Below are 24,884 nucleotides of genomic sequence, written 5' to 3'. Positions count from 1 at the left end.
AGTTCCGGCTTTTTTCGAGCCTGCTTACCGGTAAAACCGTGCTTCCGAGCCACCGTGAAGGGCATCCATGAACGAACACACTCCTCAGATCCTGGTCGTCGACGACGATCCCGAGATTCGTAAGCTGCTTGCCCGCTACATCGAAAGCCAGTCGCTTCGCGTCGTCCTGGCATCGAGCTGCAACGAGATGCGCGAGCGCCTTGCGGCCGAACAGGTCGATCTCGTGGTTCTGGATGTGATGCTTCCGGACGGCTCCGGGCTCGACGCCTGCCGCGATTTGCGAGCGAAACGGAACATGATTCCCGTTATCCTTCTGACGGCGCTCAAGGAGGATGTCGATCGCATCGTAGGTCTGGAAATGGGAGCCGACGATTATCTCGGCAAGCCGTTCAATCCGAGAGAACTGGTCGCCAGAATTCGCGCCGTCTTGCGACGCCGCTCAGAAAGAAGTCTTCGATCTCAAGAAACGAGGAAGTACCGATTCGACGGCCTTACGGCCGATCCTCAGTTGCGCAGCGTAACCGATGCGCAGGGCAATGCCCTGGAACTGACCGGCGCGGAATTCGACCTGTTGCAGGTCTTCCTCGACAGACCGGGACGTGTGCTTTCGCGGGATCAACTCCTCGACCTTACGCGCGGCCGGGAGGGAGAGGTCTTTGATCGCTCCATCGATGTCCTCGTCAGCCGGTTGAGGCGCAAACTGGACACTTCCGGAATGCCGCCCCTCTTCAAGACAGTTCGCAACGGCGGTTATCAACTCGTCGCGAAGATCGGGGTGCAGGACTTTCCGGCGTGAACACTCTGCGCGCCAAACTCGCCGTCCTTCTCACCGTCGTGATCATCTCGGTGGTCTGCATTCTGACCGGGATTCTCGTCTACCTGTTTGATCCGCCCAACGAACGGGAGGCAATCAGTCCACTCGTCGACCAAGTAGAGTTATTGACGCGAGTTGGGCAGGTCGCTCCCAAATTGGTCATCGTTCAACAGGCCGCTGCGGGCGGTGAAGTCGAAACCAATCTCACCACGTGGCTGCGCGCCGCTCTGACGGCCCGCGGGATCCCCCGCGACGTCATCGTGTCCCGCAAGGACGACCTTCCTCTCCTGTCCATTCCGGTTGATCAAGGATGGGTCGTCACGCAAATCCCTGACTTGCCTCCCGCGGGCGGCATCTTCCATCTCCTTTTGATTTGGCTTGCGCTGACCACGCTGGGCACGATGGCGGTCGCTCTCTTTTTCGCGAACCGGATGGTCAAACCCCTCGTACTTCTCGAACGCGCGATCGAGACCGTAGGCCCGGACGGTGTTCTTCCCGAACTGGCCGTGACAGGACCGGCGGAGGTACGGGTCGCAGCCAGAGCGCTGAATTCTCTGTCTTCCCGGCTGAAGGCGGCAATGGAAAGCCGAATGCGGCTCGTCGCGGCAGCGGGCCATGACTTACGGACACCGATCACCCGTATGCGCCTGCGCGCCGAGTTCGTCGCGGATGAAGAAGACCGCCAAATGTGGCTCAAGGATATGGACGAGCTGGAAAGGATCGCGGACAGCGCAATACTTCTCGTGAGAGAGGACTCCGGCAAATCGGCGCCCGAGCCGATCCGGCTGGACATTCTCGTTTCCGACCTCGTGGACGAGCTTCGAACGCTATCTTACGACATCACCCTGACCAGCTCTGCGGCGGCGACCGCGCTCGCGAATCGAACGGGTCTGAGCCGCGCCTTCAGGAATTTGCTCATAAATGCATCCACGCATGGTAAGCGGGCCCGGGTTGCCGTCCAAAGCAGCGCGAACGACGCCGTCGTTGTGATCGACGACGACGGTCCGGGGATTCCGCCCGATCTCATCGGGCAGGTTTTCGAGCCGTTCTTCCGCGTCGACCGGGCGCGCACGAAGCAGTTCGATGGTGCCGGACTCGGTTTGACGATCGCGAAAGAGATCGTTCAGCGCGCCGGCGGCAGCATCAAAATCCAGAACGGATCATTCCGGGGGCTGATCCAGACCGTGACGCTGCCGGTTGCGCAATCGCTTCCGGCGGAGCCACACTGACGGGTCCCCTTTCACAGCGACGGGACACACTTACCGGAGCTCCGCACCCTGGCTGGCGGGGGGCGATGCCGAACTGGAGACGCGTCCCAGCGGCTTCGGGTTGTTCGCGATTCCCGGGGGTGCCTTCATCCACTGGTAGCCCTCGTAACCCGAACGATAGCCTTCGGTGTACAACGCTTTCATATATCCCTGCTCAAACGACGTCTCCCTCGTCGCTCGAAAGGTCGACGGAATTGCCGCAAGGTTGAAGTCGGTACCGTCGATCTCGGCCTTCGCATAAATGCGATAGAGGTCGCCGATGCTTTGATTCTTGATCAGGGTGGAGATCGATCTCAGAGAAATAGAGAAAATGCCCGGTTCTACGGCTTCCCATTCCGGGTTGATCTTTCCGTTTCGGATGATGAAGAGGCGTGTAGCGGCTCTCTTGGTTGGGACGTCGGTACGAATGATCATCGAAGGTCGCGGCACGAAAACCTGCTGAGTCACGCCCCCATCGACGTGCAGTTCCTCGAAGGTCCGATCTGCAACACTGACCTTGATGCGGACGGGAGGAAAGGCACCCGGCACAGAAGCGGAAGCCAGCAGGATCTTCCGGAAGAGGGGCAGGGCTTGGGGATGATTGCTCATGGCTATGCGTCCCACATCCCATAGAACCGGACGCTGCGCGTCCAAATTCGTCGTTCCGATGAGCAATACTCGGCCCTTGCGCCGCTCCATCGCGATATCGCGGAGGAATTGATCATCGACATACTTTGCTATCAGGCTCTCGAGCGGAGAGCTGTCGACCAGGCCCGATCCGAGCAATGGCGCTACGACGCCGGGATCGTAGATATCGCTGCGCTCGTACCTCGTGAACACCTCTTTCAATGCCGCATCTCTGGTCCGCCCCAGGTAGACGAACGGCGCAGTCAACGCGCCGGCACTGACCCCGGTGACCAGATCGAACTCAGGTCTCGTGCCCGCATCACCCCACCCGACCAAGAGACCGGCGCCGAAGGCACCGTTGTCGCCTCCGCCAGATATTGCGAGAATGTTAAGCTCATCCGGTTGTTGGCCGAGACGACCATGAGCGGCATTCGGCTTCCTCCGGATTTGTTTGATCGTAGACAGGGCGGCAAGCGCCTCAGGCGGAGCATCCCCCCATACCCGGACGTTCGGCATCCCGGCGAGTTCGGCCTCGTCGATCAGTCGTTTCGGAACCACATCGCGCGGGAACATGGAGGCGCATCCGCAAAGAAGGCCGGTCATCAGAAACAGCGCGGCCACGCGCATCGCCGATCTGGACGCATACATGACGGGGCCGTACTCGATGGTGCGGATGACCATCATCATGGCGTTCTTCGCGGTCGAGCCGCAAAGGCTGTGTCTGCCCATGCGGCCGTCCTTGATCGCCACTACTTTCGTGTCTCCACTGGACCATCATCGGTCCATTCAGGAGGAAGGCCCAGTTTGCCGCCGACGAGACCGGCGATCCCAGGAGCGCGGCCGTAGGTTTCGCACGCCGCATACTTGGGAGCGAGACCAATATTCGAACCGACCTTTTCCAAGGACGGGATCTCGATACTAAAGCCTTCGAAGGGACTTTCACCCTTATTGAGCATCTTGGCGAAATCGTCGCCGAAGTCCCGAGCGAGATCGTAAGCGTCACTGGCTTTCGATGCTCTCGGCGTGCTGAAAAAGGCGTTCGCCCCTCTTCCCCAGATCATGGCGGCTTGCTGTCGCCCCGTGGCGTCGACGGCCTCGGCTTCGATGGACAAGTCTCCGAGCCCAACCGGAATGCGGGGCACCGGAATCGGAACGGCCGTATCCACGAAGCTCGAACCGAGCTTCGCCGCGGCCGAGACGCCCGCGGCGACTTCATCAGTCGGCGTCGCACGCGTAATGGCCGCACGCACGGTCAAATCCGCCTGTTGATCGGACGACACCACCCTGAATCTGTCGCTCAAATTGATGCACAAGGCGCGGCTTACCGTGTTGGCGACAAGGATACGCTGTTCATGGGTTAGGGCAGGCGCAACGTGGGCAGGGAATGCCGTCGGTGCGATATTGATCGTCTTCGCCGCCGCTACCTGCTCTTTCTTCACCTGAAGACGGGACTTGGTGATCTTTCCGTCCGACTGCTTCAATCCCTCGTAAGAGGAGAGCCCGTTGCCCTGGACCAGGGCGGGGGTCGCGCAACCCGGCAACAGTGCAAGGATGAGCAGGGCCGAAACGCAATATCCGAGCGGCCACCGGCGTTGATACGGAAACGACGGATATGAACCAGGATGGTTAAGACCGGCGGCGGAGCGCATTCAGACCCCCTTATTGTGAACCCTGCGCTCTTGATAAACGGGCTACATGGCTCGGAATCTGGCTGCGGATGACCTAATGTTGCTGGCCGACCGCCATTTGTGTCGAAAGATGTCCGGCCCGAATTGAGGACAGCCTTCGTTACAAATATTACCCTTCAGCCTGTTCCAACCGGACTAAACCGGCGCCCATGCACATTCCCCAAATCCTTGTCGTCGATGATGACTTAGAGATCCGCAAGCTCCTTGCTCGCTACATCAAGGAGCAGGGCTTCCGGGTTCAACTCGCGTCCCGCTGCGTGGAAGTACGTGAACGGATCGCCACGAATCAGATCGATCTGATCGTGCTGGACGTGATGCTGCCGGACGGGTCCGGACTCGATCTTTGTCGCGATCTCCGGTCCACGCGGTCGCGGATTCCGATCATCCTGCTCACTGCTCTGAAGGAAGACGTGGATCGGATCATCGGTCTGGAGATCGGCGCCGACGACTATCTCGGCAAACCGTTCAACCCGCGTGAGCTGATCGCCCGGATTCGTGCTGTGCTCCGACGCGGCGACGATGACCGCCCCTCTCACGGCCGGAAGGGTCGCTACCTCTTCGAAGGGTTCGTCGCCGATCCGTCCGCCCGGTCGGTGGTCGCTCCGCAAGGCGACTCGATCGATTTGACCGGGGCGGAGTTTGATCTTCTCTTGACGTTTCTCGACCGTCCCGGTCGCGTTCTGTCTCGCGACCAATTGCTCGATCTGACCCGCGGGCGCGATGGAGACGTCCTAGACCGCTCCATTGATGTGCTGATCAGTCGACTGCGGCGCAAACTTGCAGAGGGCGGCGCAAATCACATCTTCAAGACGGTGCGCAACGGCGGCTATCAGCTCGCGGCCACGGTCAGCTATCTGGACGAGCACTCCTAAGCCTGTTGCCGCTCAATCGGCTGTCGTCTGAATGCGAATGTCGGCGCTTTGTTCGCTTCATCGCGCATCACGCGTAAGATCGATGGAGACCTCGGACACCCAGGCTCCCGGCGACTCCATGACGAAGGATTGGCGGCTTCCTTTCGTGCGAACGACGAGCAACGCTGTGATCTTGTCGCCCTCGATGCGGGCATCGATCACGCCATTCTGATTTTGCCCATAGACCTTGCCCCCGACGCGGTACTGGCTTTCGAACCAGTTTCCTGAAAGCTCCGAGCCGCTTTGTTCGATTGTAGCGCCCAGATCCATCTTGTACGCGTCGCTCGCGCAGCGCACATTCATCTTGACGGATTGACCTTCGTTCTTGGGAACGTAGTCGACCTTACAGCGGACCCGCTCCCGGGGCCCGTCCTTAGGCCTCATCCAACCACTGCCCGACCATGACCCGGCGACGTTATTGAAGCTCGCCTGCGCTGATGCAGGCGATGCGACGGCGACGGCCATCAGCACCGAGAAACCGAGGCTCCGTGACATCTTCAACCGGCACATTGGCAGGCTTTTCATTGCGCTTACCATTGCGAAAATCATCTGCCCTCCTTCTGGAACATTGATCGTCGCTCCAGGCTTCGATCCATTGGTCAGCTGCATACCGCGCACTGCAGCGCGAACATCAGGCCCTTCGACGCGGCAGACCCCGCTTTCCGCTCTTGCAAAGCTGAACCACCCGACGAACGTCCGATCTTGATGAAATCGAGCGCCGCCCTTCTCCGGACCCGCGCTCGTTATCCGGGCACCTGGATCCAAATTGGGCCGTGTGTGACTGAACGTTTCTGCGCGTCGGCATGTTGAGTCAAAAGATGTCAGAACGGCCGAGTTGCCGAACCGGGTGCATCAGGCGACAGCTGCCTGGCATGGACTCTTGCTCGCCAATCCAGGCATGACCCCGTCCTCCTGGCCGCGCGGATGCCACAGCGTGCGCGCAGGCTTGCGTCGAAGCGGTCTCGGCATCCGAGCCAGCCCCGCAGCATGCTCGCAGTCGCTTCGTTTGCTCGTCATGGGCTGGGCTTGGGCGAAGGCGTCGGTGAAGGGCTGGCCTCCGGCTTCACGACGGCGCCGTCACCATGAGGCACGCACGTTCCAACATTGCTCAACAAGCGCTTGGCTTGCGCCTCCCGGGCTTTGGAATAGTCGCGACGCCGCTCGATGTTCACTGCCGCCCACTTGTCCCAAGCCTCGAAAGCGTCAGCATAGTGCTTGCGCATCTGCTCTTCCGCCGAAAGGCAATCAGCGAACTTGTCAAACAGCAAGTCTGTGTTGACCGGCGTCACGCCGCCGACCAGAACCACCAGCATCCATTTCATCGCGGTTCACCGTACTTCCCGGATGCAAACAGCGAACAAAGCTCGCCGGTTCCGTGGGGCGGAGCATCAACATCACCTCGAAGGCGTCCGCAATAGTCCAGCGCGGTCGCGGAAAGGCGGGCGGCGCTGCAGGGCGGCCCCATCGAAGCAAGGGCTCCGTGCCCAATGCTCGCCGCTCGCCGATGGGCGCGCCCGGCAGGCCGAAACGTCATGGCTTCTGCAACACGGTCGAGAGCGCCGAACCGTCGTTCAAGATCGAGAAGATCTCCCGCGAGGACAGATGCTCTGCGGCCTCCTCGAAAGTCTCGCTGGCATCGATCTTGGCACGTCCGACCGCCAGGTTGGCGTCGACGGTGTCGGGCCTGGTGGGGCGAGGCGGCGGCAGCTGAGCGAGGTGGAAGGCCAGGAGCGCGGGGTCTTGGCGCAGCTCCAGCAACGCGGGGTTGCCCCCTGCGTCCGCCGACGCGCTCAGTTCGTTCGCTCGCCGCAGCACCGGAGGCGGCTCTCGCTCTTCGGGAGTGACGAACAATCTTCCGGAGACGGGTATGGCGGTCAGCGCGCCTATGGGAACGGCGAACAGCAGACCAACGATGACCGGCGACATCCAAAGCAGCAGGGGCAGCGAAACGGCGTAGGCGCTTGCGGCCATCGCGACGCCGCACATGGTTGGAATGCCGTACTTCCGATAGAGTTCGCGGCGCTCCACCGTGCCGTCGTCGCGCCTTTGCGTCTGCCAGCCGGCATCGCGGCCGGCCAGAATCTCGACCACGGCGATCGACTGAAAGATCATCATCACCGGCGCCATCAGCGCGGAAACTATGATCTCTGCGAGAACTCCGGCCGAGGCTCGCAACGCGCCGCCGAACTGGCGTCTCGCCGAGCCCCGCATCCAAACGAGGACGAGGCTGAGCAGCTTCGGCAACAGCAGCAGACCCATCGTGGCGACGAACACCCAGATGGCGAGCACGGGATCCTGGGCCGGCCACGTCGGAAACAACGAGAAACCCTTCGGAAAATACTCCGGACGCACGAAGCGGGCCTGCAACGAGATCAGCATGCCCAGCAAGAGGAACAGCAGCCAGAGCGGTGCCGTCAGATATGCCCCTATCCCCACCATGAAGTGCAGGCGCGACACCCAGTGGAGACCCCGCGCCGGCACGACAGCCAGATGCTGAAGATTGCCCTGGCACCAGCGTCGGTCGCGCGCGGCAAAATCGAGCAGCGAGGGCGGCACCTCTTCGTAGCTTCCGCCGAGCGTCGGCAGCATGTAGATGCCCCACCCCGCGCGCCGCATCAGCGCAGCTTCGACGAAATCGTGGCTGAGGATGTGCCCGCCGAATGGCTTGCGCCCGCGCAGCTGCGGCAGCGCGGCCGATTCCGCGAACGCCTTCACGCGGATGATCGCGTTGTGGCCCCAGTAATTGCCTTCGGAGCCGTGCCACCAGGCGACGCCGGCGGCGATCAACGGTCCGTACAGGCGGCCCGCGAATTGCTGGACCCGGCTGAACAGGCTTCGCGCGTTGACGACCATGGGGAGCGTCTGGACGAGCCCGGCGCTCGGATTGCTCTCCATGGCGTGGACCAGTCGGACGATGGTCTGCCCGCTCATGAGACTGTCGGCATCGAGCACGATCATGAAATCGTACGCGCCGCCGAACCGCGTGATCCACTCGGAGATATTCCCGGCTTTGCGCGCCGTATTCTCGCCTCGGTGTCGATAGTACAGCCGTGGCGTCCCCACCGCCTGTCGCAGCGCGAGGAGCGCCTTTTCTTCGGCGACCCAGATGTCCGGATCGGTGCTGTCGCTCAGAACGTACCAGTCGAACAGCCTTCCTTGCGAGGTCGTCTCCAGGGATTCGATGATCGCGCGGAGCCGCGCCGTCAATCGGTGCGGGTCTTCGTTGTAGGTGGGAAGCAGCATGGCGGTGCGGCTTGCGATCGCAGGCAGCTCCGCGTCCGGCGCGAAGGCGCCCGGACGATGGGCCAGCAGCACGAAGAAGCCGGCCAGCGCGGAGGCGAACGAGAAGGCGACCCAGGCGAGCAGGACCAGGAAGAGCGCCAGCACCATGGCTTCAAGGACGGTGACGCCGCCCACCTGCAGCACGCGATACATCTCATATCCGCCGGCCGCCGTGAGCGCCGCCGTCGAGACGACGATGAGGCCGCGCCGCCAAGCCATCGCGGGAGCAACCGGCGCAGGAATGCGGTGGGCGACCTGGTTTTTTCCGAGGTCGCCGGGAGCCATCGGAAGGGGGGACTCGCCCGGCAGCAGGCGCTGGGTCGCGATATCGCCGGCCATCGGCCGCGGTGCCGTGCTCAGGGCGCCCATCGGTAGACCCAGATTTCCGACAAGGGCTTGTCGACTTGGGCCAGGAACGCCCGCAGCTCGATCGGCTCGCTTTTCACCTGGCACTGGAAGCTGAGCCGCCACCCACCTGTGTGGGGATTGGGCTGCGTGACGATGTTCTTCACTTCGGACTTCTCCGCCGTCACCACGCCTTTGACACCGGCAGGATCGATGCCCTTGAGGTTGTCGCCGAGCAGATCGAGCACGAACAGGCGCGCGTCCTCGCCCCTCGCCCCGATCCCGCTTCGCGTGAATCTGGCCAGCGAATGCGGCTTCGGGCTATCCGGCCCCCAATGCAGCCGATAGGTGTAGTTGTGTTCGCCCTTGGCCTGCAGCGGGTTTTTCGGCCGCCAGAAGGCGGCGATGTTGTCGTGGACCTCCTCCTTGGTCGGGATCTCGAACAGCACGACCCCGCCCTCGCCCCAATCCCCGATCGGCTCCATCCAGAGACTTGGGCGTTTTTCGAAGCTGGATTCGATGTCCTGGTAGGCGAAGAAGTTTCTCTCCCGCTGCATCAGCCCGAAGCCACGCGGATTGAGATCCTGGAAGGTGCTGATCTGGAGATCGCGGGGATTGCTGAGCGGCCGCCACAGGCTCTCGCCCTTCCCATTGAATATCCCAAGGCCATCGGAATCGTGGACTGAGGGGCGGAAATCGTCGATGTCGTTGCGGTCGTTCGGACCGTAAAAGAACATGCTGGTCATGGGCGCGAGACCGGCCCGCGGCATCTCGACGCGCGGGTAGACCGACATTTCGACGTCGAAGACCGTCGTCTCACCGGGCCGCACCGTGAACCGATAGCTCGCGGCGCAGCTCTTGCTGTCGAGCAGGGCATGAATCACCAACGATGTCGCACCCGGCGCCGGCCGCTCAAGCCAGAACGTCTTGAAGAGCGGAAATTCCTCGCCCTTGGCTTCGCCCGTATCGATCGAGAGCCCCCGGGCGGAAAGTCCGTAGGTCTGCCCCTTGGCCACGGCGCGGAAGTAGCTCGCGCCCAGGAAGACGCAGACCTCGTCGTAATAGTCGGGACGGTTCATCGGCGCGTGGATGCGGAAGCCTGCGAACCCGAGATCGATGTCCTCGAACGCCGGGACCTTCTCGCCAAAGGAGAAGTCCGCCTTGCGGTACTTTAGCTCGGACGCCTTTCCGTCCGCGACCTCGAAGATGTTCACCCTGTTCTTGTAAAAGAAGCCGCGGTGGAAGAACTGCGCCTCGAACGGAAGATTCTTGCCGCGCCAGAGCGCCCGCTCGGGCAAAAAGCGGATCGAACGATACTGATCGTAGTCCAGGTCCTTCAATCCACTCGGCAGCTTCTCGTCCGGCGCCTCGTACGGCTTGCTCGCCAACCTCCGCGCCAGGTCCCTCACGGTGGACGGCCCGAACATGTCATCCGAAGGGGCGGCCAGACTGCGTCGGGAAGCAAGCAGCAGCGCCGGCAGCGCTGCCGACCCTTGAACAAGCTGGCGTCGGTTCACGTACTCTCCTACTCGCTTGCAATTGCCGCGGCCAAGCAACGGCCGACGCGCCCACGAGTTCCAGTCGGCCCAGTTCCACCCTCGCACGCCGCGTGAGGTCGCCGGCTGATTGCGACACGGTTTCGCATCCTCGCGACGACCTTCGCCCGAGCTTTGCTTCGTCACTCCGCCCTCTGAAAGCCAGGAGGGCACAGGGAAGGCCCCTCAGGTCTCATTTCCCGGCAACGAAGTAAAAATCCTGCCGGCCCGAGACCGATCCGTAGCTGAACGGCTTTTGTGCACGATTGGTCGCCTCCATGACGTCGTCACGCACGACGTCGAACAGCCGGCGCACCTCGAGACCGGGCTTGCGCATATTGTCGACGAACGCCGTGGCGAACGGGCTGTTCCTGCCCACTCCGTCGAGCGCCATCTCTCCGTCCTTGGCGGCATACACCACCAGCGTGCCCGCCTCGGGCTCGATCGCCGCAAGGCCGCGCGACACCGAACGCGACGCCAGCGTCATGGTGCGCTTCATCTGGGTGGCGAAGGGATTGTCGCGGCAGGCATCGAGGATGATGAGGCGCAGCCGCTTGGCGCGTTCCGCCGCGTTCAACACCTGATCCAGCGCCACGGCTTCGAAGCTGACGTCGCGGTCGGAGGCGATCTTCGCGTCGATCGGGATCAGATAGTTGACGCCGCCGACCTCCATGCCGTGACCGGCGTAATATACCATCGCCCAGTCGGCGATTTCCGCCTGCCTTGCAAAGTCGCGCAGCGCCGCGGTCAACGCATCCTTGCGCAGATCGGTCAGCAGCGTGACGGAATCGAATCCGGTGAGCTTGAGCGTTTCGGCGACGAGCGCCGCATCGCGCGCCGGATTGGCGAGCGCTGCGACATTCTCATAAGCGGAGTTTCCGACCACGAGCGCGATGCGCCTGTCATTTCTACTTGACGGTCCCGGCAGCGCGATGACCGACGTGGTGGTGGCGGGAGGAACGGTCTTGATGGACGTATCGTCCAGCGCGGCGAGGCGTTCGCGTGCCTTGTCCATCGACCATTTCGCGCTGTCGTACTTCTGCGGGGCAGCCAGAGCTGCGTTGAAGTCGGCGCGGGCCTTTGCGACCTCGCCCAGCTTCTCGAACACCATTCCGCGGTTTACCAGCGCGCTCTGATGTTGCGGATCATTGCGCAGCGACTCGTTGAAATCGGCGAGGGCTTGATCGTACCTGCCCTGAAGGAGGTAGATGTCGCCGCGGTTGTTGTAGGCCAGCGTCGTCCTCGGCAAAAGCCGGATCGCCTCGCTGAAATCGGCCACGGCACGCTCGGACTGGCCGGTGTGCTGATAGGACAGTCCGCGATTGTTGAACGCATAACCGTAGGTCGGGTCAATGCGAATGACCTCGGAGTATTCGGCGATCGCCCGGGTGTGGTCGCCCTTGCCGGCATAGAGCCGCCCTCGATTGAAGTAGGCGAACTTGAACCTCGGATTGATGCGGATCGCTGCGTTGTAATCCGAAAGCGCGCGCTCGGAATCACCTGCAGCGGCATAGGCCATGCCGCGGTCGTTCAAGGCGTTCAGATTGTTTGCATCGAGCCGGATCGAGGCGGTCAGGTCGGCGATGGCCCGATCCACCTCGTTCCGGCGAAGCAGGGCGGCGCCGCGATGCTGCCAGGCAAGCGCGTATTTCGGATCGATGCGGATGGCCTCGCTGAAATCGGAGATTGCGCGATCGTAGTCGCCCTTGTCGCCATATTCGGCACCGCGATTGTCGAACGCCAAGGCGTCGCGCCCGCCGCTCTTTGCGATCAGCCGCGAACACGCGGCGATGCGGTCCTCATGGCCGCGCTGCGCGCAGATTGTCCGGTCGTCTGCGGCCGCAAGATCCGCGGCTGCCAGAAAAGTGAAAAAGAAACTGAAAACCAGTGCAATCCGATTCCGCATGGTCGCTACCCTGCTTCCGAACCGGCAGTATAGACAGGGAAAGGCGGCCACACCTGTGATGGTGATCACAGAACCGGTCGCTTGCTTCCCGAGCGAACCTTCGAGGGCCGGCGCGACGGCCAGGTCAGTCCGACGGGCTGGACCATTATCAATGGTGGTGCCGGCGTGATTCTTGATGAATAGAGCGAAGCGAAACCCATCAAGGTTCATCCGCGGACGAGGCAAGATGGGTTTCGCAAGAGCTCTACCCATCCTACCGGACTAAGTCCGTCCGATTAGCTCAGCGATCTCCCAGACATGACCTGAAGGATCGGCGAAGGATGCGGTTCGCCGTCCCCATGGACGGTCGATCGGGCCATTGAGCAGATCGACACCAATCCCCCGAAGGGCGAAGCACACCGCATCGACATCCGTGACCCTGATCGTCAACATCGCGCGGGGCCCCGCGGCGGACGGCCCAACCGGCAACGGCGTAACAAGCGCAGGCGCTTGAGAGGCGTCGAGAAGATTGATCAAGAGGCCGCCGAATTTCAGCACGGACGAGACGTCATCCTCCCAGATGGTCTCGGCTGCAAAGACCTTGGCGTAGAACGCCTTCGAAGCGGCAATGTCATCAACGAACAGCGTGATGACTTCAACTTCGCTTGGCAGACCTTCGACCATGTCGCCACACTCCCCCCGTAACGGCGCGTGCTTGCAGACGGCACAAGCGGCGCGCCGTCCAAATAGACCCGGCGCCATGCAATCAGGCTGAGGTCTACCGAACTATCAAATGGGAGCTTGGGGAGATGATTGGTAGCGGGGGAGGGACTCGAACCCCCGACCCCAGGATTATGATTCCCGTGCTCTAACCAGCTGAGCTACCCCGCCACAGGGATCGCGACGGCGACTTGAGGCCGATCTCGCGAACGCGCGGCATATAAGGAAGGGGGCGGGGGTAAGTCAATCCGCCTTCGCTAAAGCTTCCGCCTTCGCCGAGGCTTCGGCGCGACAAGTCCGCTTCGGCCCGATTTCTCACCAGAATTTGCGATTTTTACGGCGCCGGACTCGTGGAGGGTCCCCTCACCCGGAATCCGCGCTCTCGCGCGGATTCCGGCCTCTCCCCGGCGGGGAGAGGCGAAGGGAAGCGGCCCTTATTTCGGCCTGACGTTCGGGTCGCCGCCGGGGCTGCCGGGGGGCGGGATCACCGGGGTGTTGCCGCCGGTGCTGGGCGCGGGGGCGTGCATATCGGGATCGACGCCCGAGGGCGGGCAGAGCACGCCGTCCGTCTTGGCGAGCTTGTCGCCGAGCGGTTCCCGGGACTGGCCGGTGGTGGTGCCGTCGGGGGTGGTAGCCAGCCGATCGGATGGGGCGCAGCCGGCGGCGCGTTGCGGGGATGGCGGCGCGGTCTGTTGTGGCGGCGTCGCCGGGGCGGGCGGGGCCTGCGCGATCGCGCTGCCAGAGGCGGCGATCAGGAGGCCCGCAAGAATGAGGTTTGTCGTGCGCATGGGACGGAAACGCGCAGGGAGGGCGGGCTGTTCCCGGCGCGGAGTGCGATGTGATCGGGCCCCGTCTCCGGTTTCCTGCCTTGTCATTGCGAGCGCAGCGAAGCAATCCAGAATCCCTCCGCAGAGACAGTCTGGATTGCTTCGCTGCGCTCGCAATGACGGGATGACTCGCGAGATATCGTGCTTGGAGAGAGCCCTCTCCCCAACCCTCCCCCGCTCGCGGGGAGGGAGCGCACTGCCGTCTTGGCGGCGTGCCGGGCTCTCGCAGCTAGGCCTTGCGGTAGCGGATCAGCGAGAAATGGCCCATCGGCGGCATGGGCCTGCGCTCGGTGAGCGCGACGCCGCCGTGCCTTGTAGCCCAGCCCTCGAGGCGGGCCCACGGGAATTCCGGGCGCCAGCCGAGGCGGCGGGCGATGGGCGCGAAGGCGAGCTCGAACAGCTTGCGAGGGCCGCTCTCCGCACCGATGTGGTTGACCAGGATCAGCTCGCCGCCCGACTTGAGCACGCGCACGAACTCGTCGAGCGTGCCTTCGGGATCGGGCACGGCGGTGATGACATATTGCGCCACCACGGCGTCGAAGAAATTGTCGGGAAAGGCGAGGTTCTTCGCATCCATCACCGAGAGCACTTCGACGTTCGACAGACGAAGCGCGCGGACGCGCGCCTGCGCCTTGCGCAGCATCGGCTCGGAGATGTCGACGCCGCAGACCTTGGTGGTGCGCGCGTAGTCGGACAGCGAAAGACCCGTGCCGACGCCGACGTCGAGGACGCGGCCGCCGATGCGGTCGGCCTCCGCGATCGTCGATTGCCGCCCGGCGTCGAACACCTTGCCGAACACGAGATCATAGACCGGCGCCCAGCGGCCATAGGCCTTCTCGACCCCGGCCCGCGAGATGTCTGCTGCCATGCCCCCTGCCCTTGCTTACTTCACCTCTCCCATAGGGAGAGGTCGGATCGCATCGCAAGATGCGATCCGGGTGAGGGGTTGCAGTCTCAACGGGAGTTGCGGCCCCTCACCCGGATTGCTTCGCAATCCGACCTCTCCCCGCTGGGGAGAGGTGAACCCGGCCCTACCAATTGCGCTTAAAATCGTCATTCCGTCAGCCGCGCACGGCTTCCGCGAGCGGGCGCGATGTGTCCGCACCGAGCTTGGCCGCGGCGCTCTGGATGAAGCCGCCGCCGAGCACGCGGGCCTGGCCTGAAGGTGCGTCGTAGAACACGCAGGCCTGTCCCGGCGAGACGCCCTCTTCGCCGGCGACGAGCTCGACCTCATAGCGGCCATTGCTGCCGCGCAGCCAGGCTGCTTGCGGACTGCGGGTCGAGCGTACGCGCACGAACATCTCGAGGCCGGCACCGATGGCGCGGTCGATGTCGCCATCGCCGATCCAGTTGACGTCGCGCAGGGAGATGCGATGCATCTTCAGCGCATCGCGCGGGCCGACCACGACGCGGCGGGTCGCAGCGTCCAGCCGCACCACGAACAGCGGCGAGCCGGAGGCGATGCCGAGGCCGCGGCGCTGGCCGACGGTGAAATTGGCGATGCCGTGGTGCCGGCCTAGCACGCGGCCCTCGAGATCGACGATGTCGCCGGGGTCCATCGCATTGGGGCGCAGGCGCGTGATGATGTCGGTGTAGCGGCCGGTCGGCACGAAGCAGATGTCCTGGCTGTCGTGCTTGTCAGCGACCGCAAGCCCGAAGCGGCGCGCGAGCTCGCGCGTCTCGGGCTTGGTCATGTCGCCGAGCGGAAAGCGCAGGAAGTCGAGCTGCTCCTGCGTCGTCGCGAACAGGAAATAGCTCTGGTCGCGGTCGGCATCTGCCGCGCAGACCAGCGCGCGCGAGCCGTCGGCCCGACGGCGCGAGGCGACGTAATGACCGGTGGCGAGCGCCTGGGCGCCGAGCTCGCGTGCGGTTTTCAAGAGGTCACGGAATTTGACGCTGCGGTTGCACTCGATGCAGGGCACCGGCGTCTCGCCGAGCGCGTAGGAATCGGCGAAGTTGTCGATGACGGACTCGCGAAAGCGATCCTCGTAATCGAGCACGTAATGGGGAATGCCGAGCTTGGCCGCGACGTCGCGGGCGTCGTGGATGTCCTGGCCGGCGCAGCAGGCGCCCTTGCGGTGGGTAGCCGCGCCATGGTCGTAGAGCTGCAGCGTGATGCCGACGACGTCGTAGCCCTCAGCCTTCAGCAGCGCAGCCGTCGTCGAGGAATCGACGCCGCCCGACATGGCAACGACGACCCTGGTGTCCTCGGGACGGCCTTCGAGATCCAGACTGTTGAGCATCGGCCCTGAAGCGTTGTGACGGCGGCGAAGCGCGATCCGCGATTGCTGTGCTTTCTCGGGGGACAGCGGCGATCCCCCGGAACCTTGGTTCCCGAAGAGCACGACTGCCCAAGTCGAAAGCGGCTGAGAGTAACCTCTTTAATATAGGCGGCATTCCGGTGAAGCAATCACGCGGGCCCCCGGTTAGGGCAATTCTTGCCGGGGCGGCAGAAATGGCGGGGTCGCGACCAGCCGCCCGGCATTGCCCCGACATCATCAAAACCTTGATTATATTGATGAAATACCCGCTTTCGGAGGCTGGCCCACTCCTTGCTCCCTCTGGTCCGAAGTTGCTTGCAAGGGGTTGCCTGTGGTCGGTCGGATGTCAGATGTCGTGGCAAGCGTGCAAATCCAGAGCGCGCAGCAGAAGCCTGCCCGCTCGCAAGCCCCGAAGGACACGCCGGCGAGCGAGGCTTTCGGCTCGCTGGTCGACAGCAACACGCAGGCCATCAGTAACAACGCGCCGGCGCAGGACACCCCACCGCGTCGGAGCGAGCAGACCTCGTCCGCCCCGGCGCCCGAGCGGCCGTCGCGCGACAGCTCGTCCACGGACCAGCCTTCGCAGAGCAAGGCGAGCGACGACACCGACCCGTCTGCGCCGGTCGAGAATGACAGGGCCGAGGCATCCAGCGATCCGGCCAAGGACGCCGGCAAGGTCAAGGAAAAATCCGAGACGGCGGACGCCAAATCGGCGGACAAATCCGACGAGACCGAGGGCGAAGCGACCGACGGCACCGAGGTCGTCACGGCCGCGGTCGACGCGGCTGCCGCCGCGCCGCCCGATGTGACGCAAACCGCCCTGCCCGATCCCGGAATCATCGTTGCCGCGCCGGTCGTCCCGGTCGATCCGAATGCAGCTGCGAACCAGGCTGGCGATGCCGCCGCCGCGCCGCTGGCGATCGCCGCGGCCGCTCTTGCCGCCAGCGCCTCCACGGCGGCGCAGATCGCCGGCACCAAGACCGATACCGCCACGACGAGCGATAAGAGCGCCAAGGCCGCAGGCGTCGAGGTCGATGCCGACACCACCACGACGCTCGGCGAGGCCGCGGCCGGCACGACCGAGACCACCTCGACCGATGCAAAAGCTGGTGGCGGACTGATCGCCGCCGTCAGCCAGGGCACGCCCAAGACCGCGTTCAAGGACGCCGCCACGGCGCAGGCCCAGACCGACGTCTCCAATATCGGCCAGGATACCGGCAAGGCGAACCTCGCCACGGCGCAGGCACCGGCCGCCAACGCCGCACATGCGCAAGGCTTGAAGCCGCAGGCAGAGAACGTCGCGACCGAGGCGAAGGCGGGCCCCGCCGACCGCGCGGCCGATCCGGCCCAGGGCACGCCGGCCGCGCCTGCGCATGCGGGCTCGCAAGCGACCGTCGCCGCAACCGATACCAGCGCGCAGGCCGCCTCCGCCGTGCAGGCGCCGCTGACCAACACGACCTCGGCCGCGACAGCATCGACCGCGACGCTCACCGCGACCGCGGCGACCCACAATGCGGCGGTGCCGGTCAGCGGCATCCCGATCGAGATCGCGGCCGCCATTCGCGCCGGCAAGTCGCGGTTCGACATCAGCCTCGACCCGGCCGAGCTCGGCCGCATCGACGTGCGCATCAACGTCGACCGCGCCGGCAACGTCACCTCGCATCTCACCGTGGAGAAGCCGGAGACACTGCAGATGCTGCGCCAGGACGCGCCGCAATTGCAGCGCGCGCTCGACGATGCCGGCTTCAAGACCGGCAGCAACGGACTGTCCTTCAGCCTGCGCGACCAGAATTCATCGGGCCAGCACTCCGGCCAGAACAACGACAATGGCGGCAATGCCCGCCGCCTGATCGTCAGCGAGGACGACAGCGTTCCCGCAGCGCCCATCGGGCGCGGCTATGGCCGCATGCTCGGATCGAGCAGCGGCGTCGATATCAGAGTGTGAGGAGTATCAGGCAATGACCACCACGAATGCCGCCACCGCCCCTTCCGTCGTCTCCGGCACGACCGACATTCCGAAATCCTCGTCGAATTCGTCGATGAGCTCGACCACGGGGTCGACGCTCGCCGGCAATTTCCAGACCTTCCTGACCCTGCTGACGACGCAGCTGCAGAACCAGAACCCGCTCGATCCGCTCGACACCAACCAGTTCACCCAGCAGCTGGTGCAGTTCGCCGGCGTCGAGCAGCAGCTCAAGACCAACGATGCGCTGTCGCAGCTCGTCACCCTGCAGCAGACCACGCAAGCGACCCAGGCGCTGGGCTTCGTCGGCAAGACCGCGCTGGTCGACGGCTCGACCGCGACCATGAAGAACTCGTCGGCGACCTGGCATCTCAACGTGCCGACCGATTCCACCGTCGACATCACCATCGCCAATTCCAGCGGCCAGACCGTGTTCACCGGCAAATATAGCGCCGCCGCCGGCACCGACATCCCCTTCACCTGGAACGGCATGGGCAACGACGGCACGCAATGGCCCGACGGCAAGTACACGATCTCGGCCACGGGCAAGGACGTCGCGAACAACAATGTCGGCATTGCCGCGCAGGTGCAGGGCGTGGTGTCGTCGGTCGACCTGACCCAGTCGCCGCCGCTGCTCACCATCGACGGCGCCAGCTACACGCTGAGCCAGGTGAAGAGCATTATTGCGACGACGAGCAATTGATAGTGGAACACTGCCAGCGACAGATTCAGTGTCATCCCCGCCTAGTGCGCAATTGCGCACGGGGGCGGGGATCCATAACCCCAGGACGTCGTTTTCGCATGAGGTCTTAACCGGAGTCGTCGCCCAACTACTCCCTGGGGTTATGGATCCCGGGCTCGCGCTCCGCGCGCCCCCGGGATGACTATCAGGGCCTCCGCAACACCACCGCAGGCCCCATTCGTTAGTAAAGTATTTACGTTCCGCCCCGCTCAGCCGGCCGAGATTGCGTCTCCGCCCGCCGAACCGGCCGCGTTCCCGCAAGTTTCAACGAGAATTGTATTGAACCCTTAGGCTTAGCGGATTTTTAAGCCGCGGGGGTTACGGTTACGGCGTGAGTTCAGTGGTTGAGAGTTTGTGAGTACGCCATGACAGAACCCCATCGCCCGAGGGTGAAATACGTCATCGGGCCGGACGGCAGTCCGTTGACGATCGCGGACCTGCCTGCACCCGGCACCAAACGCTGGGTCATCCGCCGCAAGGCCGAAGTCGTCGCCGCGGTCCGTGGTGGACTTCTCTCCCTCGAGGAGGCCTGCAGCCGTTATACCCTGACGGTCGACGAATTCCTCTCCTGGCAGTTTTCCATCGACCAGCACGGTCTGGCGGGTCTTCGCACCACCCGCATCCAGCAATATCGCCAGTAGGCGATCCGGAAATCTGCGGCTTTTGACGAAAATCGGCCTCGCCCTGCGAGGCCGATTTTTTTCATGATGCACTTTTGTCCGACCTCTTAACCTTCGTTAACCATATCGAAACCATCACCTAGGCAATAATTGCCCAGTCGGCCTTTCCAGTGAAAGCGGCCGAAGCTGTGGGGCGGTTGCTTGCAAGGGCTTGCGGACTTTCTGAAGAGTATCGGCGCCGCCCGGTTCGGGGCGATGATCGCGGTCACCGCCGCGCTCATCGGCTTCTTCGCCTTCGTCATCATGCGCGTCACCACGCCGCAGATGACGACGCTGTTCACGGACCTGTCCGTCGAAGATTCCTCCAGCATCATCAAGGACCTGGAACGCCAGGGGATCCAGTTCGAGATCCGCAACGAGGGCTCCATCATCATGGTGCCCAAGGACAAGGTCACGCGGCTGCGGATGAAGCTCGCCGAGGGCGGCCTGCCCAAGGGCGGCGGCGTCGGCTACGAGGTGTTCGACAAGTCGGACGCGCTCGGCACCACCTCCTTCGTCCAGAACATCAATCATCTGCGCGCGCTCGAGGGCGAGCTCGCCCGCACCATCCGCGCCATCGACCGCATCCAGGCCGCCCGCGTCCACCTGGTGCTGCCCGAGCGGCCGCTATTCGCCCGCGAGGCGCCGGAGCCGTCGGCCTCGATCGTGGTGCGCGTCCGCGGCGCGCTGGAAGCCCAGCAGATTCGCGCCATCCGCCACCTCGTCGCCTCCGCCGTCAACGGCCTGAAGCCGCAGCGGGTCTCGATCGTGGACGAGGCCGGCCAGCTGCTCGCCGACGGCGCCCAGACCGATCCGGAGCAGGCGCTCGGCGACGAACGCCGCATCTCCTTCGAGAAGCGGATGCGCAAGCAGGTCGAGGACATCGTCTCCTCGGTGGTCGGTTCGGGCCGCGCCCGCGTGCAGCTCTCCGCCGATTTCGACTTCAACAAGGTCACCCAGACCTCGGACAAGTTCGACCCCGAAGGCCGCGTGTTGCGCTCGAGCCAAACCCGCGAAGAGCAGAGCATGACCGCCGACAACAACGGCCAGGTCACCGTCAACAACGAGCTGCCCGGCAACCAGCAGAACAACGGCGTCGCGGCCAAGGACCAGAGCAAGAAGACCGAGGAGACCAACAATTACGAGATCTCCCGCACCACCAAGACCGAGGTGACCGAGGCCGGCCGCGTCAACCGCATCTCGGTCGCGGTGCTGGTCGACGGCATCTACACCAAGAACGACAAGGGCGAGCTCGCCTACCAGGACCGCACCAAGGAGCAGCTCGACCGCATCGCCACCCTGGTGCGCTCGGCGATCGGCTTCGACCAGAAGCGCGGCGACCAGGTCGAGGTCGTCAACCTGCGTTTCGCCGACGCGCCCTCCACCGCCCCGATCGGCGAGCCCTCAGGCTTCCTCGGCATGCTGCAGTTCACCAAGGACGACGTCATGTACTTCGTCGAGCTCGGCGTGATGATGCTGCTCGGCCTCGTCGTGCTGTTCCTGGTGATCCGCCCGCTGGTCAAGCGCATTCTCGCCTCCGACGAGGTCGCCGCCGCCATCTCCGGCGTCCTCGCCGGCCCGTCTGCCTCGGAAGAGTCCGCGCCGGCCAGCCAGCCGCTGCTGCCGAGCGGCGCCGCCAGTGCCATCGACGTCGCCACCATCCAGGGCCAGGTCCACGCCCAGTCAGTTCACCGCGTCGGCGAGCTCGCCGAACGCAATCCCAACGAAACCGTCGCCATCATTCGCCAATGGCTCACCGAGCCAACCAAGTAACCGCCAAGTAAATCAAGAAGTGATCTGACATGGCCGCCTCCTTGCAAAACGCCAACTCCAACGACATCACCAGCGTGATCTCCACGCTCGGTCAGCGCGCCGGCAGCCGTGCCGCCGACGGCAAGGGCGCCGCGCAGCTGTCCGGTCCGCGCCGCGCCGCGATCCTGATGCTGGCGCTGGGCGAGCAATATGGCGGCAAGATCTGGGGCCTGCTCGACGACGACGAGGTGCGCCAGCTCTCGCTGGAGATGTCGACGCTCGGCACCGTCGAGGTCGACACGGTCGAGGACATGCTGCTCGAATTCGTCTCGCGCATGTCGGCCTCGGGCGCGCTGATGGGCAATTTCGACGCCACCGAGCGGCTGCTGCAGCAATACCTGCCGCCGGAACGCGTCAACGGCATCATGGACGAGATCCGCGGCCCCGCCGGCCGCAACATGTGGGAGAAACTCTCCAACGTGCAGGAAGAGGTTCTCGCCAACTACCTCAAGAACGAATATCCGCAGACCATCGCGGTGGTGCTGTCGAAGCTGAAACCGGAGCATGCCGCGCGCGTGCTCGGCATCTTCCCCGAGGATCTCGCGCTCGACGTCGTCAACCGCATGCTGAAGATGGAGGCGGTGCAGAAGGAGGTGATCGAGAGCGTGGAGAAGACGCTGCGCACCGAATTCATGTCCAACCTGTCGCAGACCCGCCGCCGCGACGCCCACGAGGTGATGGCGGAAATCTTCAACAATTTCGACCGCCAGACCGAAACCCGGTTCATCACCTCGCTGGAAGAGGACAACCGGGAATCGGCCGAACGCATCAAGGCGCTGATGTTCACCTTCGACGACCTGGTGAAGCTGGATTCCGGCTCGGCCCAGACCTTGATGCGCAACGTCGACAAGGACAAGCTCGGCGTCGCGCTCAAGAGCGCCAACGAGGACGTCCGCAACTTCTTCTTCGGCAACATGTCTTCGCGCGCGGCCAAGATGCTCCAGGACGACATGGCCGCGATGGGGCCCGTGCGCCTGCGCGATGTCGACGAGGCCCAGGCGCTGCTGGTCAATCTCGCCAAGGACCTCGCCGCCAAGGGCGAGATCATGCTGACCAAGAACCGCGCCGACGACGAGCTGGTGTACTGATGGCCGCTCCGGCAAAATTCCTGTTCGATACCGACTTCGCGGCACCCGAGCGCTCGCCGCGCGAGAAGGCCGCGACCGCGGCCGAAATCGCGCAGAAGGTCGCGGAAGCCGAGGCGCGCGCCTATCAGGACGGCTTTGCCGCCGGCCAGCGCGAGGCCAAGGCCGAGAGCGACCGCCGCGTCGCGCTCGCGATGGAAGAGATCAACATCGCCATCCGCGGCGTCGCCGCCGGAATCGGCAACATCGAGACCAGGATGGAGACGGAGGCCGTCGAGGTCGCGGTCGCGGTGGCGCGCAAGCTGTGCGCCGACCTCGTCGCCGCCGAGCCGCTCGGCGAGATCATCGCGCTGGTCAAGGACTGCTTCTCGCATCTGGTCGCGACGCCGCATCTCGTCGTCCGCATCAACGATGCGCTCTACGACAGCGCGCGCGAGAGGATCGAGCGGCTCGCCAAGCAGAGCGGCTTCGAGGGCCGGCTGGTGATCCTGGCCGAGCCGGACATTGCCACCGGCGACTGCCGGATCGAATGGGCCGATGGCGGCGTCGTGCTGGAGCGCGGCGCCATCGCGGCCAAGATCGACGAAATGGTTGGACGCTACATCGCGTCCCGCAGGGGGAGCTAAGCCATGAGCGACACTGACGGACAGGTCCCGCTGCCCGATCTCAACGGCCCGATGCCGCCTGCCGGCACCGACGTCGGCTACAACGAGGACGAATATGCGGCGCGCGCCGCCGCCGACCTCGAAGCGGTGTTCGACGTGCCGGTGCAGGTCTCGGCCGTGCTCGGCCGCTCCAAGATGGACGTCGGCGAGCTCCTGAAGCTCGGACCCGGCACCGTGCTCGAGCTGGACAGGCGCGTCGGCGAGGCCATCGACATCTACGTCAACAACAAGCTGGTCGCCCGCGGCGAGGTCGTCCTGGTCGAGGACAAGCTCGGCGTGACCATGACGGAAATCATCAAGGCCGACCGCGGCTGACACGCAAGGACATGACGCGCGCCGGCGCGAACAGACGGACAGGAGACTGACATGCGGCTTCTCATCGTTGGCACATTGAAGGGCCAGCTCACCACCGCCACCAAGATCGCGATGGAGAACGGCGCCACCGTGACCCATGCCGAGGATCACGAGCAGGCGATGCGCGTGCTGCGCGGGGGCAAGGGCGCCGACCTCCTCCTGGTCGACGTCGCGCTCGACATCCGCGACCTCGTGCTGCGGCTGGAAGCCGAGCACATCCACGCCCCGATCGTCGCCTGCGGCATCACCAACGACGCCCGCGCCGCCGTCGCCGCGATCCATGCCGGGGCCAAGGAATACATCCCGCTGCCGCCGGATCCGGAGCTGATCGCCGCGGTGCTGGCCGCAGTCGCCAATGATTCCCGCGAACTGGTCTATCGTGACGATGCGATGGCGAAGGTGATCAAGCTCGCCCAGCAGATCGCCGGCTCGGACGCCTCGGTGATGATCACCGGCGAATCCGGCACGGGCAAGGAAGTGCTGGCCCGCTACGTCCACACCCGCTCGGCCCGCGCCAAGCGTCCGTTCATCTCGATCAACTGCGCCGCGATCCCCGAGCATCTCTTGGAATCCGAGCTGTTCGGCCACGAGAAGGGCGCCTTCACCGGCGCGGTCGCTCGCCGCATCGGCAAGTTCGAGGAGGCGACCGGCGGCACGCTGCTGCTCGACGAAATCTCCGAGATGGACGTCCGACTGCAATCCAAGCTGCTGCGCGCCATCCAGGAGCGCGTGATCGATCGCGTCGGCGGCACCAAGCCGGTGCCGGTGGACATCCGCATCATCGCGACCTCGAACCGCAACCTGGCGGAAGCCGTGCGCGAAGGCACGTTCCGCGAGGACCTGTTGTTCCGCCTCAACGTCGTGAACTTGAAGATTCCGCCGCTGCGCGAGCGTCCCGCCGACATCCTCGAGCTCGCTCAGCATTTCGTGAAGAAATACGCCGAGGCCAACGGCGTGCCGATGCGCCCGCTCTCGGCCGAGGCGCGCCGCGTGCTCTCCGCCAACCGCTGGCAGGGCAACGTCCGCGAGCTCGAAAACACCATGCACCGCGCGGTGCTGATGGCGCAGGGCGACGAGATCGGACCCGACGCCATCATCACGCCGGACGGCGACCGCCTCGACCTCGCCAAGACCGCACCGGCCGTGGCGCATGCCACCATGGCCGCCGAGCAGGTGACGCGCGCGCTGGTGGGGCGCACCGTCGCCGACGTCGAGCGCGACCTGATCCTGGAGACGCTGAAGCACTGCCTCGGCAACCGCACCCATGCCGCCAACATCCTCGGCATCTCGATCCGCACGCTGCGCAACAAGCTCAACGAATATGCGGACGGCGGCATTCCGATCCCGCCGGCGGGCACGCCCGGTGAATATCCGCGGATGCCGATGATGGGGGCGTGATCCCTCGAAGCACACGAGCTGACGACGAATGCCCGGGCTAGACCCGGGCATTTTTGCTTGATGC

22 protein-coding genes and 1 tRNA gene are annotated in these 24,884 nt (G+C 64.3%); 11 read left to right on the top strand and 12 right to left on the bottom strand.

The annotated features are described in order from the left end of the window. The first annotated feature begins 67 nt into the window (after nucleotides 1–67). Both AB7M16_RS27840 and AB7M16_RS27835 read left to right on the top strand, forming a co-directional pair. On the top strand, nucleotides 68–796 hold the full coding sequence (locus AB7M16_RS27840) for a response regulator (protein WP_453945646.1): 729 nt from the start codon (nucleotides 68–70) through the stop codon (nucleotides 794–796). After that, the gene (locus tag AB7M16_RS27835) at nucleotides 793–2,043 is read left to right on the top strand and encodes a sensor histidine kinase (RefSeq protein WP_257187572.1); all 1,251 of its coding nucleotides are present in this window, start codon (nucleotides 793–795) and stop codon (nucleotides 2,041–2,043) included. The genes AB7M16_RS27840 and AB7M16_RS27835 overlap by 4 nt, the downstream gene beginning before the upstream one ends. Nucleotides 2,044–2,073: 30 nt before the next feature. Here the strand turns inward: AB7M16_RS27835 and AB7M16_RS27830 are convergent, their stop codons facing one another. Both AB7M16_RS27830 and AB7M16_RS27825 read right to left on the bottom strand, forming a co-directional pair. After that, the gene (locus AB7M16_RS27830; protein ID WP_453945645.1) at nucleotides 2,074–3,438 is read right to left on the bottom strand and encodes a patatin-like phospholipase family protein; all 1,365 of its coding nucleotides are present in this window, start codon (nucleotides 3,436–3,438) and stop codon (nucleotides 2,074–2,076) included. Next, entirely contained in the window at nucleotides 3,438–4,337 is a 900-nt protein-coding gene (locus tag AB7M16_RS27825) for a DUF3313 domain-containing protein (RefSeq protein WP_453945644.1), read from the bottom strand. Before AB7M16_RS27825 ends, AB7M16_RS27830 begins: the two co-directional genes overlap by 1 nt. Before the next feature lie 188 nt (nucleotides 4,338–4,525). On the opposite strand from AB7M16_RS27825, the gene AB7M16_RS27820 reads away from it, so the two are divergent. Next, on the top strand, nucleotides 4,526–5,248 hold the full coding sequence (locus tag AB7M16_RS27820) for a response regulator transcription factor (protein ID WP_212254355.1): 723 nt from the start codon (nucleotides 4,526–4,528) through the stop codon (nucleotides 5,246–5,248). Between the two features lie 57 nt (nucleotides 5,249–5,305). On the opposite strand, the gene AB7M16_RS27815 is transcribed toward AB7M16_RS27820, so the two are convergent. The 10 genes from AB7M16_RS27815 to mnmA all read right to left on the bottom strand — a co-directional run bounded on the left by AB7M16_RS27815 (nucleotide 5,306) and on the right by mnmA (nucleotide 16,124). Beyond that, a complete protein-coding gene (locus AB7M16_RS27815) occupies nucleotides 5,306–5,896 on the bottom strand; it encodes a hypothetical protein (protein WP_453945643.1) in 591 nt (196 codons plus the stop codon). A gap of 404 nt (nucleotides 5,897–6,300) precedes the next feature. Further along, complete coding sequence (locus tag AB7M16_RS27810; RefSeq protein WP_212254354.1) at nucleotides 6,301–6,609, bottom strand: hypothetical protein; 309 nt, start codon at nucleotides 6,607–6,609, stop codon at nucleotides 6,301–6,303. 208 nt (nucleotides 6,610–6,817) lie between these two features. Continuing rightward, a complete protein-coding gene (gene mdoH, locus AB7M16_RS27805; protein ID WP_453945642.1) occupies nucleotides 6,818–8,938 on the bottom strand; it encodes a glucans biosynthesis glucosyltransferase MdoH in 2,121 nt (706 codons plus the stop codon). Beyond that, nucleotides 8,926–10,431, bottom strand: a complete 1,506-nt coding sequence (locus AB7M16_RS27800) for a glucan biosynthesis protein G (RefSeq protein ID WP_453945641.1) — start codon at nucleotides 10,429–10,431, stop codon at nucleotides 8,926–8,928. The genes mdoH and AB7M16_RS27800 overlap by 13 nt, the downstream gene beginning before the upstream one ends. A 211-nt stretch (nucleotides 10,432–10,642) precedes the next feature. Continuing rightward, nucleotides 10,643–12,355 (bottom strand): tetratricopeptide repeat protein, encoded by a 1,713-nt coding sequence (locus tag AB7M16_RS27795; RefSeq protein WP_453945640.1) that lies wholly within the window; start codon nucleotides 12,353–12,355, stop codon nucleotides 10,643–10,645. A 261-nt stretch (nucleotides 12,356–12,616) separates the two neighbouring features. Next, on the bottom strand, nucleotides 12,617–13,018 hold the full coding sequence (locus AB7M16_RS27790) for a VOC family protein (RefSeq protein WP_453945639.1): 402 nt from the start codon (nucleotides 13,016–13,018) through the stop codon (nucleotides 12,617–12,619). 130 nt (nucleotides 13,019–13,148) lie between these two features. After that, nucleotides 13,149–13,225: transfer RNA gene (locus AB7M16_RS27785), tRNA-Met, on the bottom strand. Between the two features lie 263 nt (nucleotides 13,226–13,488). Further along, a complete protein-coding gene (locus AB7M16_RS27780) occupies nucleotides 13,489–13,842 on the bottom strand; it encodes a hypothetical protein (RefSeq protein WP_212254348.1) in 354 nt (117 codons plus the stop codon). A gap of 268 nt (nucleotides 13,843–14,110) precedes the next feature. Then, nucleotides 14,111–14,749: a class I SAM-dependent methyltransferase gene (locus AB7M16_RS27775; RefSeq protein ID WP_271501672.1), complete on the bottom strand. Its 639-nt coding sequence runs from the start codon at nucleotides 14,747–14,749 to the stop codon at nucleotides 14,111–14,113. Between the two features lie 193 nt (nucleotides 14,750–14,942). Further along, the gene (gene mnmA / locus AB7M16_RS27770) at nucleotides 14,943–16,124 is read right to left on the bottom strand and encodes a tRNA 2-thiouridine(34) synthase MnmA (protein WP_453945638.1); all 1,182 of its coding nucleotides are present in this window, start codon (nucleotides 16,122–16,124) and stop codon (nucleotides 14,943–14,945) included. Between the two features lie 349 nt (nucleotides 16,125–16,473). Between mnmA and AB7M16_RS27765 the strand changes: the two genes are divergently transcribed. The 8 genes from AB7M16_RS27765 (at nucleotide 16,474) to flbD (ending at nucleotide 24,820) form a co-directional block, all read left to right on the top strand. Further along, nucleotides 16,474–18,087, top strand: a complete 1,614-nt coding sequence (locus tag AB7M16_RS27765) for a flagellar hook-length control protein FliK (RefSeq protein ID WP_453945637.1) — start codon at nucleotides 16,474–16,476, stop codon at nucleotides 18,085–18,087. Nucleotides 18,088–18,100: 13 nt separating this feature from the next. Continuing rightward, nucleotides 18,101–18,808 (top strand): flagellar hook assembly protein FlgD, encoded by a 708-nt coding sequence (locus AB7M16_RS27760; protein WP_453945636.1) that lies wholly within the window; start codon nucleotides 18,101–18,103, stop codon nucleotides 18,806–18,808. Nucleotides 18,809–19,212: 404 nt separating this feature from the next. After that, a complete protein-coding gene (gene sciP / locus AB7M16_RS27755; protein WP_002714638.1) occupies nucleotides 19,213–19,488 on the top strand; it encodes a CtrA inhibitor SciP in 276 nt (91 codons plus the stop codon). A gap of 180 nt (nucleotides 19,489–19,668) precedes the next feature. Beyond that, complete coding sequence (fliF, locus tag AB7M16_RS27750; RefSeq protein WP_453945635.1) at nucleotides 19,669–21,279, top strand: flagellar basal-body MS-ring/collar protein FliF; 1,611 nt, start codon at nucleotides 19,669–19,671, stop codon at nucleotides 21,277–21,279. Between the two features lie 29 nt (nucleotides 21,280–21,308). Next, entirely contained in the window at nucleotides 21,309–22,406 is a 1,098-nt protein-coding gene (gene fliG, locus AB7M16_RS27745) for a flagellar motor switch protein FliG (RefSeq protein ID WP_172784662.1), read from the top strand. Next, on the top strand, nucleotides 22,406–23,029 hold the full coding sequence (locus tag AB7M16_RS27740; protein WP_172784663.1) for a FliH/SctL family protein: 624 nt from the start codon (nucleotides 22,406–22,408) through the stop codon (nucleotides 23,027–23,029). The genes fliG and AB7M16_RS27740 overlap by 1 nt, the downstream gene beginning before the upstream one ends. A 3-nt stretch (nucleotides 23,030–23,032) precedes the next feature. Next, nucleotides 23,033–23,383 (top strand): flagellar motor switch protein FliN, encoded by a 351-nt coding sequence (gene fliN, locus AB7M16_RS27735; RefSeq protein ID WP_172784664.1) that lies wholly within the window; start codon nucleotides 23,033–23,035, stop codon nucleotides 23,381–23,383. Between the two features lie 51 nt (nucleotides 23,384–23,434). After that, nucleotides 23,435–24,820: a sigma-54-dependent transcriptional regulator FlbD gene (gene flbD / locus AB7M16_RS27730; RefSeq protein ID WP_212254343.1), complete on the top strand. Its 1,386-nt coding sequence runs from the start codon at nucleotides 23,435–23,437 to the stop codon at nucleotides 24,818–24,820. The last annotated feature ends 64 nt before the right edge of the window (nucleotides 24,821–24,884 follow it).

Source organism: Bradyrhizobium sp. USDA 372 (assembly GCF_053629095.1).
This window is presented reverse-complemented; position numbering and strand designations above follow the sequence as displayed.

Excerpts from the sequence above, each read along its gene's own strand:
- AB7M16_RS27840 (WP_453945646.1), top strand. The coding sequence starts at position 68 with ATGAACGAACACACTCCTCAGATCCTGGTCGTCGACGACGATCCCGAG.
- AB7M16_RS27825 (WP_453945644.1), bottom strand. The coding sequence starts at position 4,337 with ATGCGCTCCGCCGCCGGTCTTAACCATCCTGGTTCATATCCGTCGTTT.
- AB7M16_RS27820 (WP_212254355.1), top strand. The coding sequence starts at position 4,526 with ATGCACATTCCCCAAATCCTTGTCGTCGATGATGACTTAGAGATCCGC.
- AB7M16_RS27815 (WP_453945643.1), bottom strand. The coding sequence starts at position 5,896 with ATGCAGCTGACCAATGGATCGAAGCCTGGAGCGACGATCAATGTTCCA.
- AB7M16_RS27810 (WP_212254354.1), bottom strand. The coding sequence starts at position 6,609 with ATGAAATGGATGCTGGTGGTTCTGGTCGGCGGCGTGACGCCGGTCAAC.
- mdoH (WP_453945642.1), bottom strand. The coding sequence starts at position 8,938 with ATGGGCGCCCTGAGCACGGCACCGCGGCCGATGGCCGGCGATATCGCG.
- AB7M16_RS27795 (WP_453945640.1), bottom strand. The coding sequence starts at position 12,355 with ATGCGGAATCGGATTGCACTGGTTTTCAGTTTCTTTTTCACTTTTCTG.
- AB7M16_RS27790 (WP_453945639.1), bottom strand. The coding sequence starts at position 13,018 with ATGGTCGAAGGTCTGCCAAGCGAAGTTGAAGTCATCACGCTGTTCGTT.
- AB7M16_RS27780 (WP_212254348.1), bottom strand. The coding sequence starts at position 13,842 with ATGCGCACGACAAACCTCATTCTTGCGGGCCTCCTGATCGCCGCCTCT.
- AB7M16_RS27775 (WP_271501672.1), bottom strand. The coding sequence starts at position 14,749 with ATGGCAGCAGACATCTCGCGGGCCGGGGTCGAGAAGGCCTATGGCCGC.
- mnmA (WP_453945638.1), bottom strand. The coding sequence starts at position 16,124 with ATGCTCAACAGTCTGGATCTCGAAGGCCGTCCCGAGGACACCAGGGTC.
- AB7M16_RS27760 (WP_453945636.1), top strand. The coding sequence starts at position 18,101 with ATGACCACCACGAATGCCGCCACCGCCCCTTCCGTCGTCTCCGGCACG.
- sciP (WP_002714638.1), top strand. The coding sequence starts at position 19,213 with ATGACAGAACCCCATCGCCCGAGGGTGAAATACGTCATCGGGCCGGAC.
- fliG (WP_172784662.1), top strand. The coding sequence starts at position 21,309 with ATGGCCGCCTCCTTGCAAAACGCCAACTCCAACGACATCACCAGCGTG.
- AB7M16_RS27740 (WP_172784663.1), top strand. The coding sequence starts at position 22,406 with ATGGCCGCTCCGGCAAAATTCCTGTTCGATACCGACTTCGCGGCACCC.
- fliN (WP_172784664.1), top strand. The coding sequence starts at position 23,033 with ATGAGCGACACTGACGGACAGGTCCCGCTGCCCGATCTCAACGGCCCG.
- flbD (WP_212254343.1), top strand. The coding sequence starts at position 23,435 with ATGCGGCTTCTCATCGTTGGCACATTGAAGGGCCAGCTCACCACCGCC.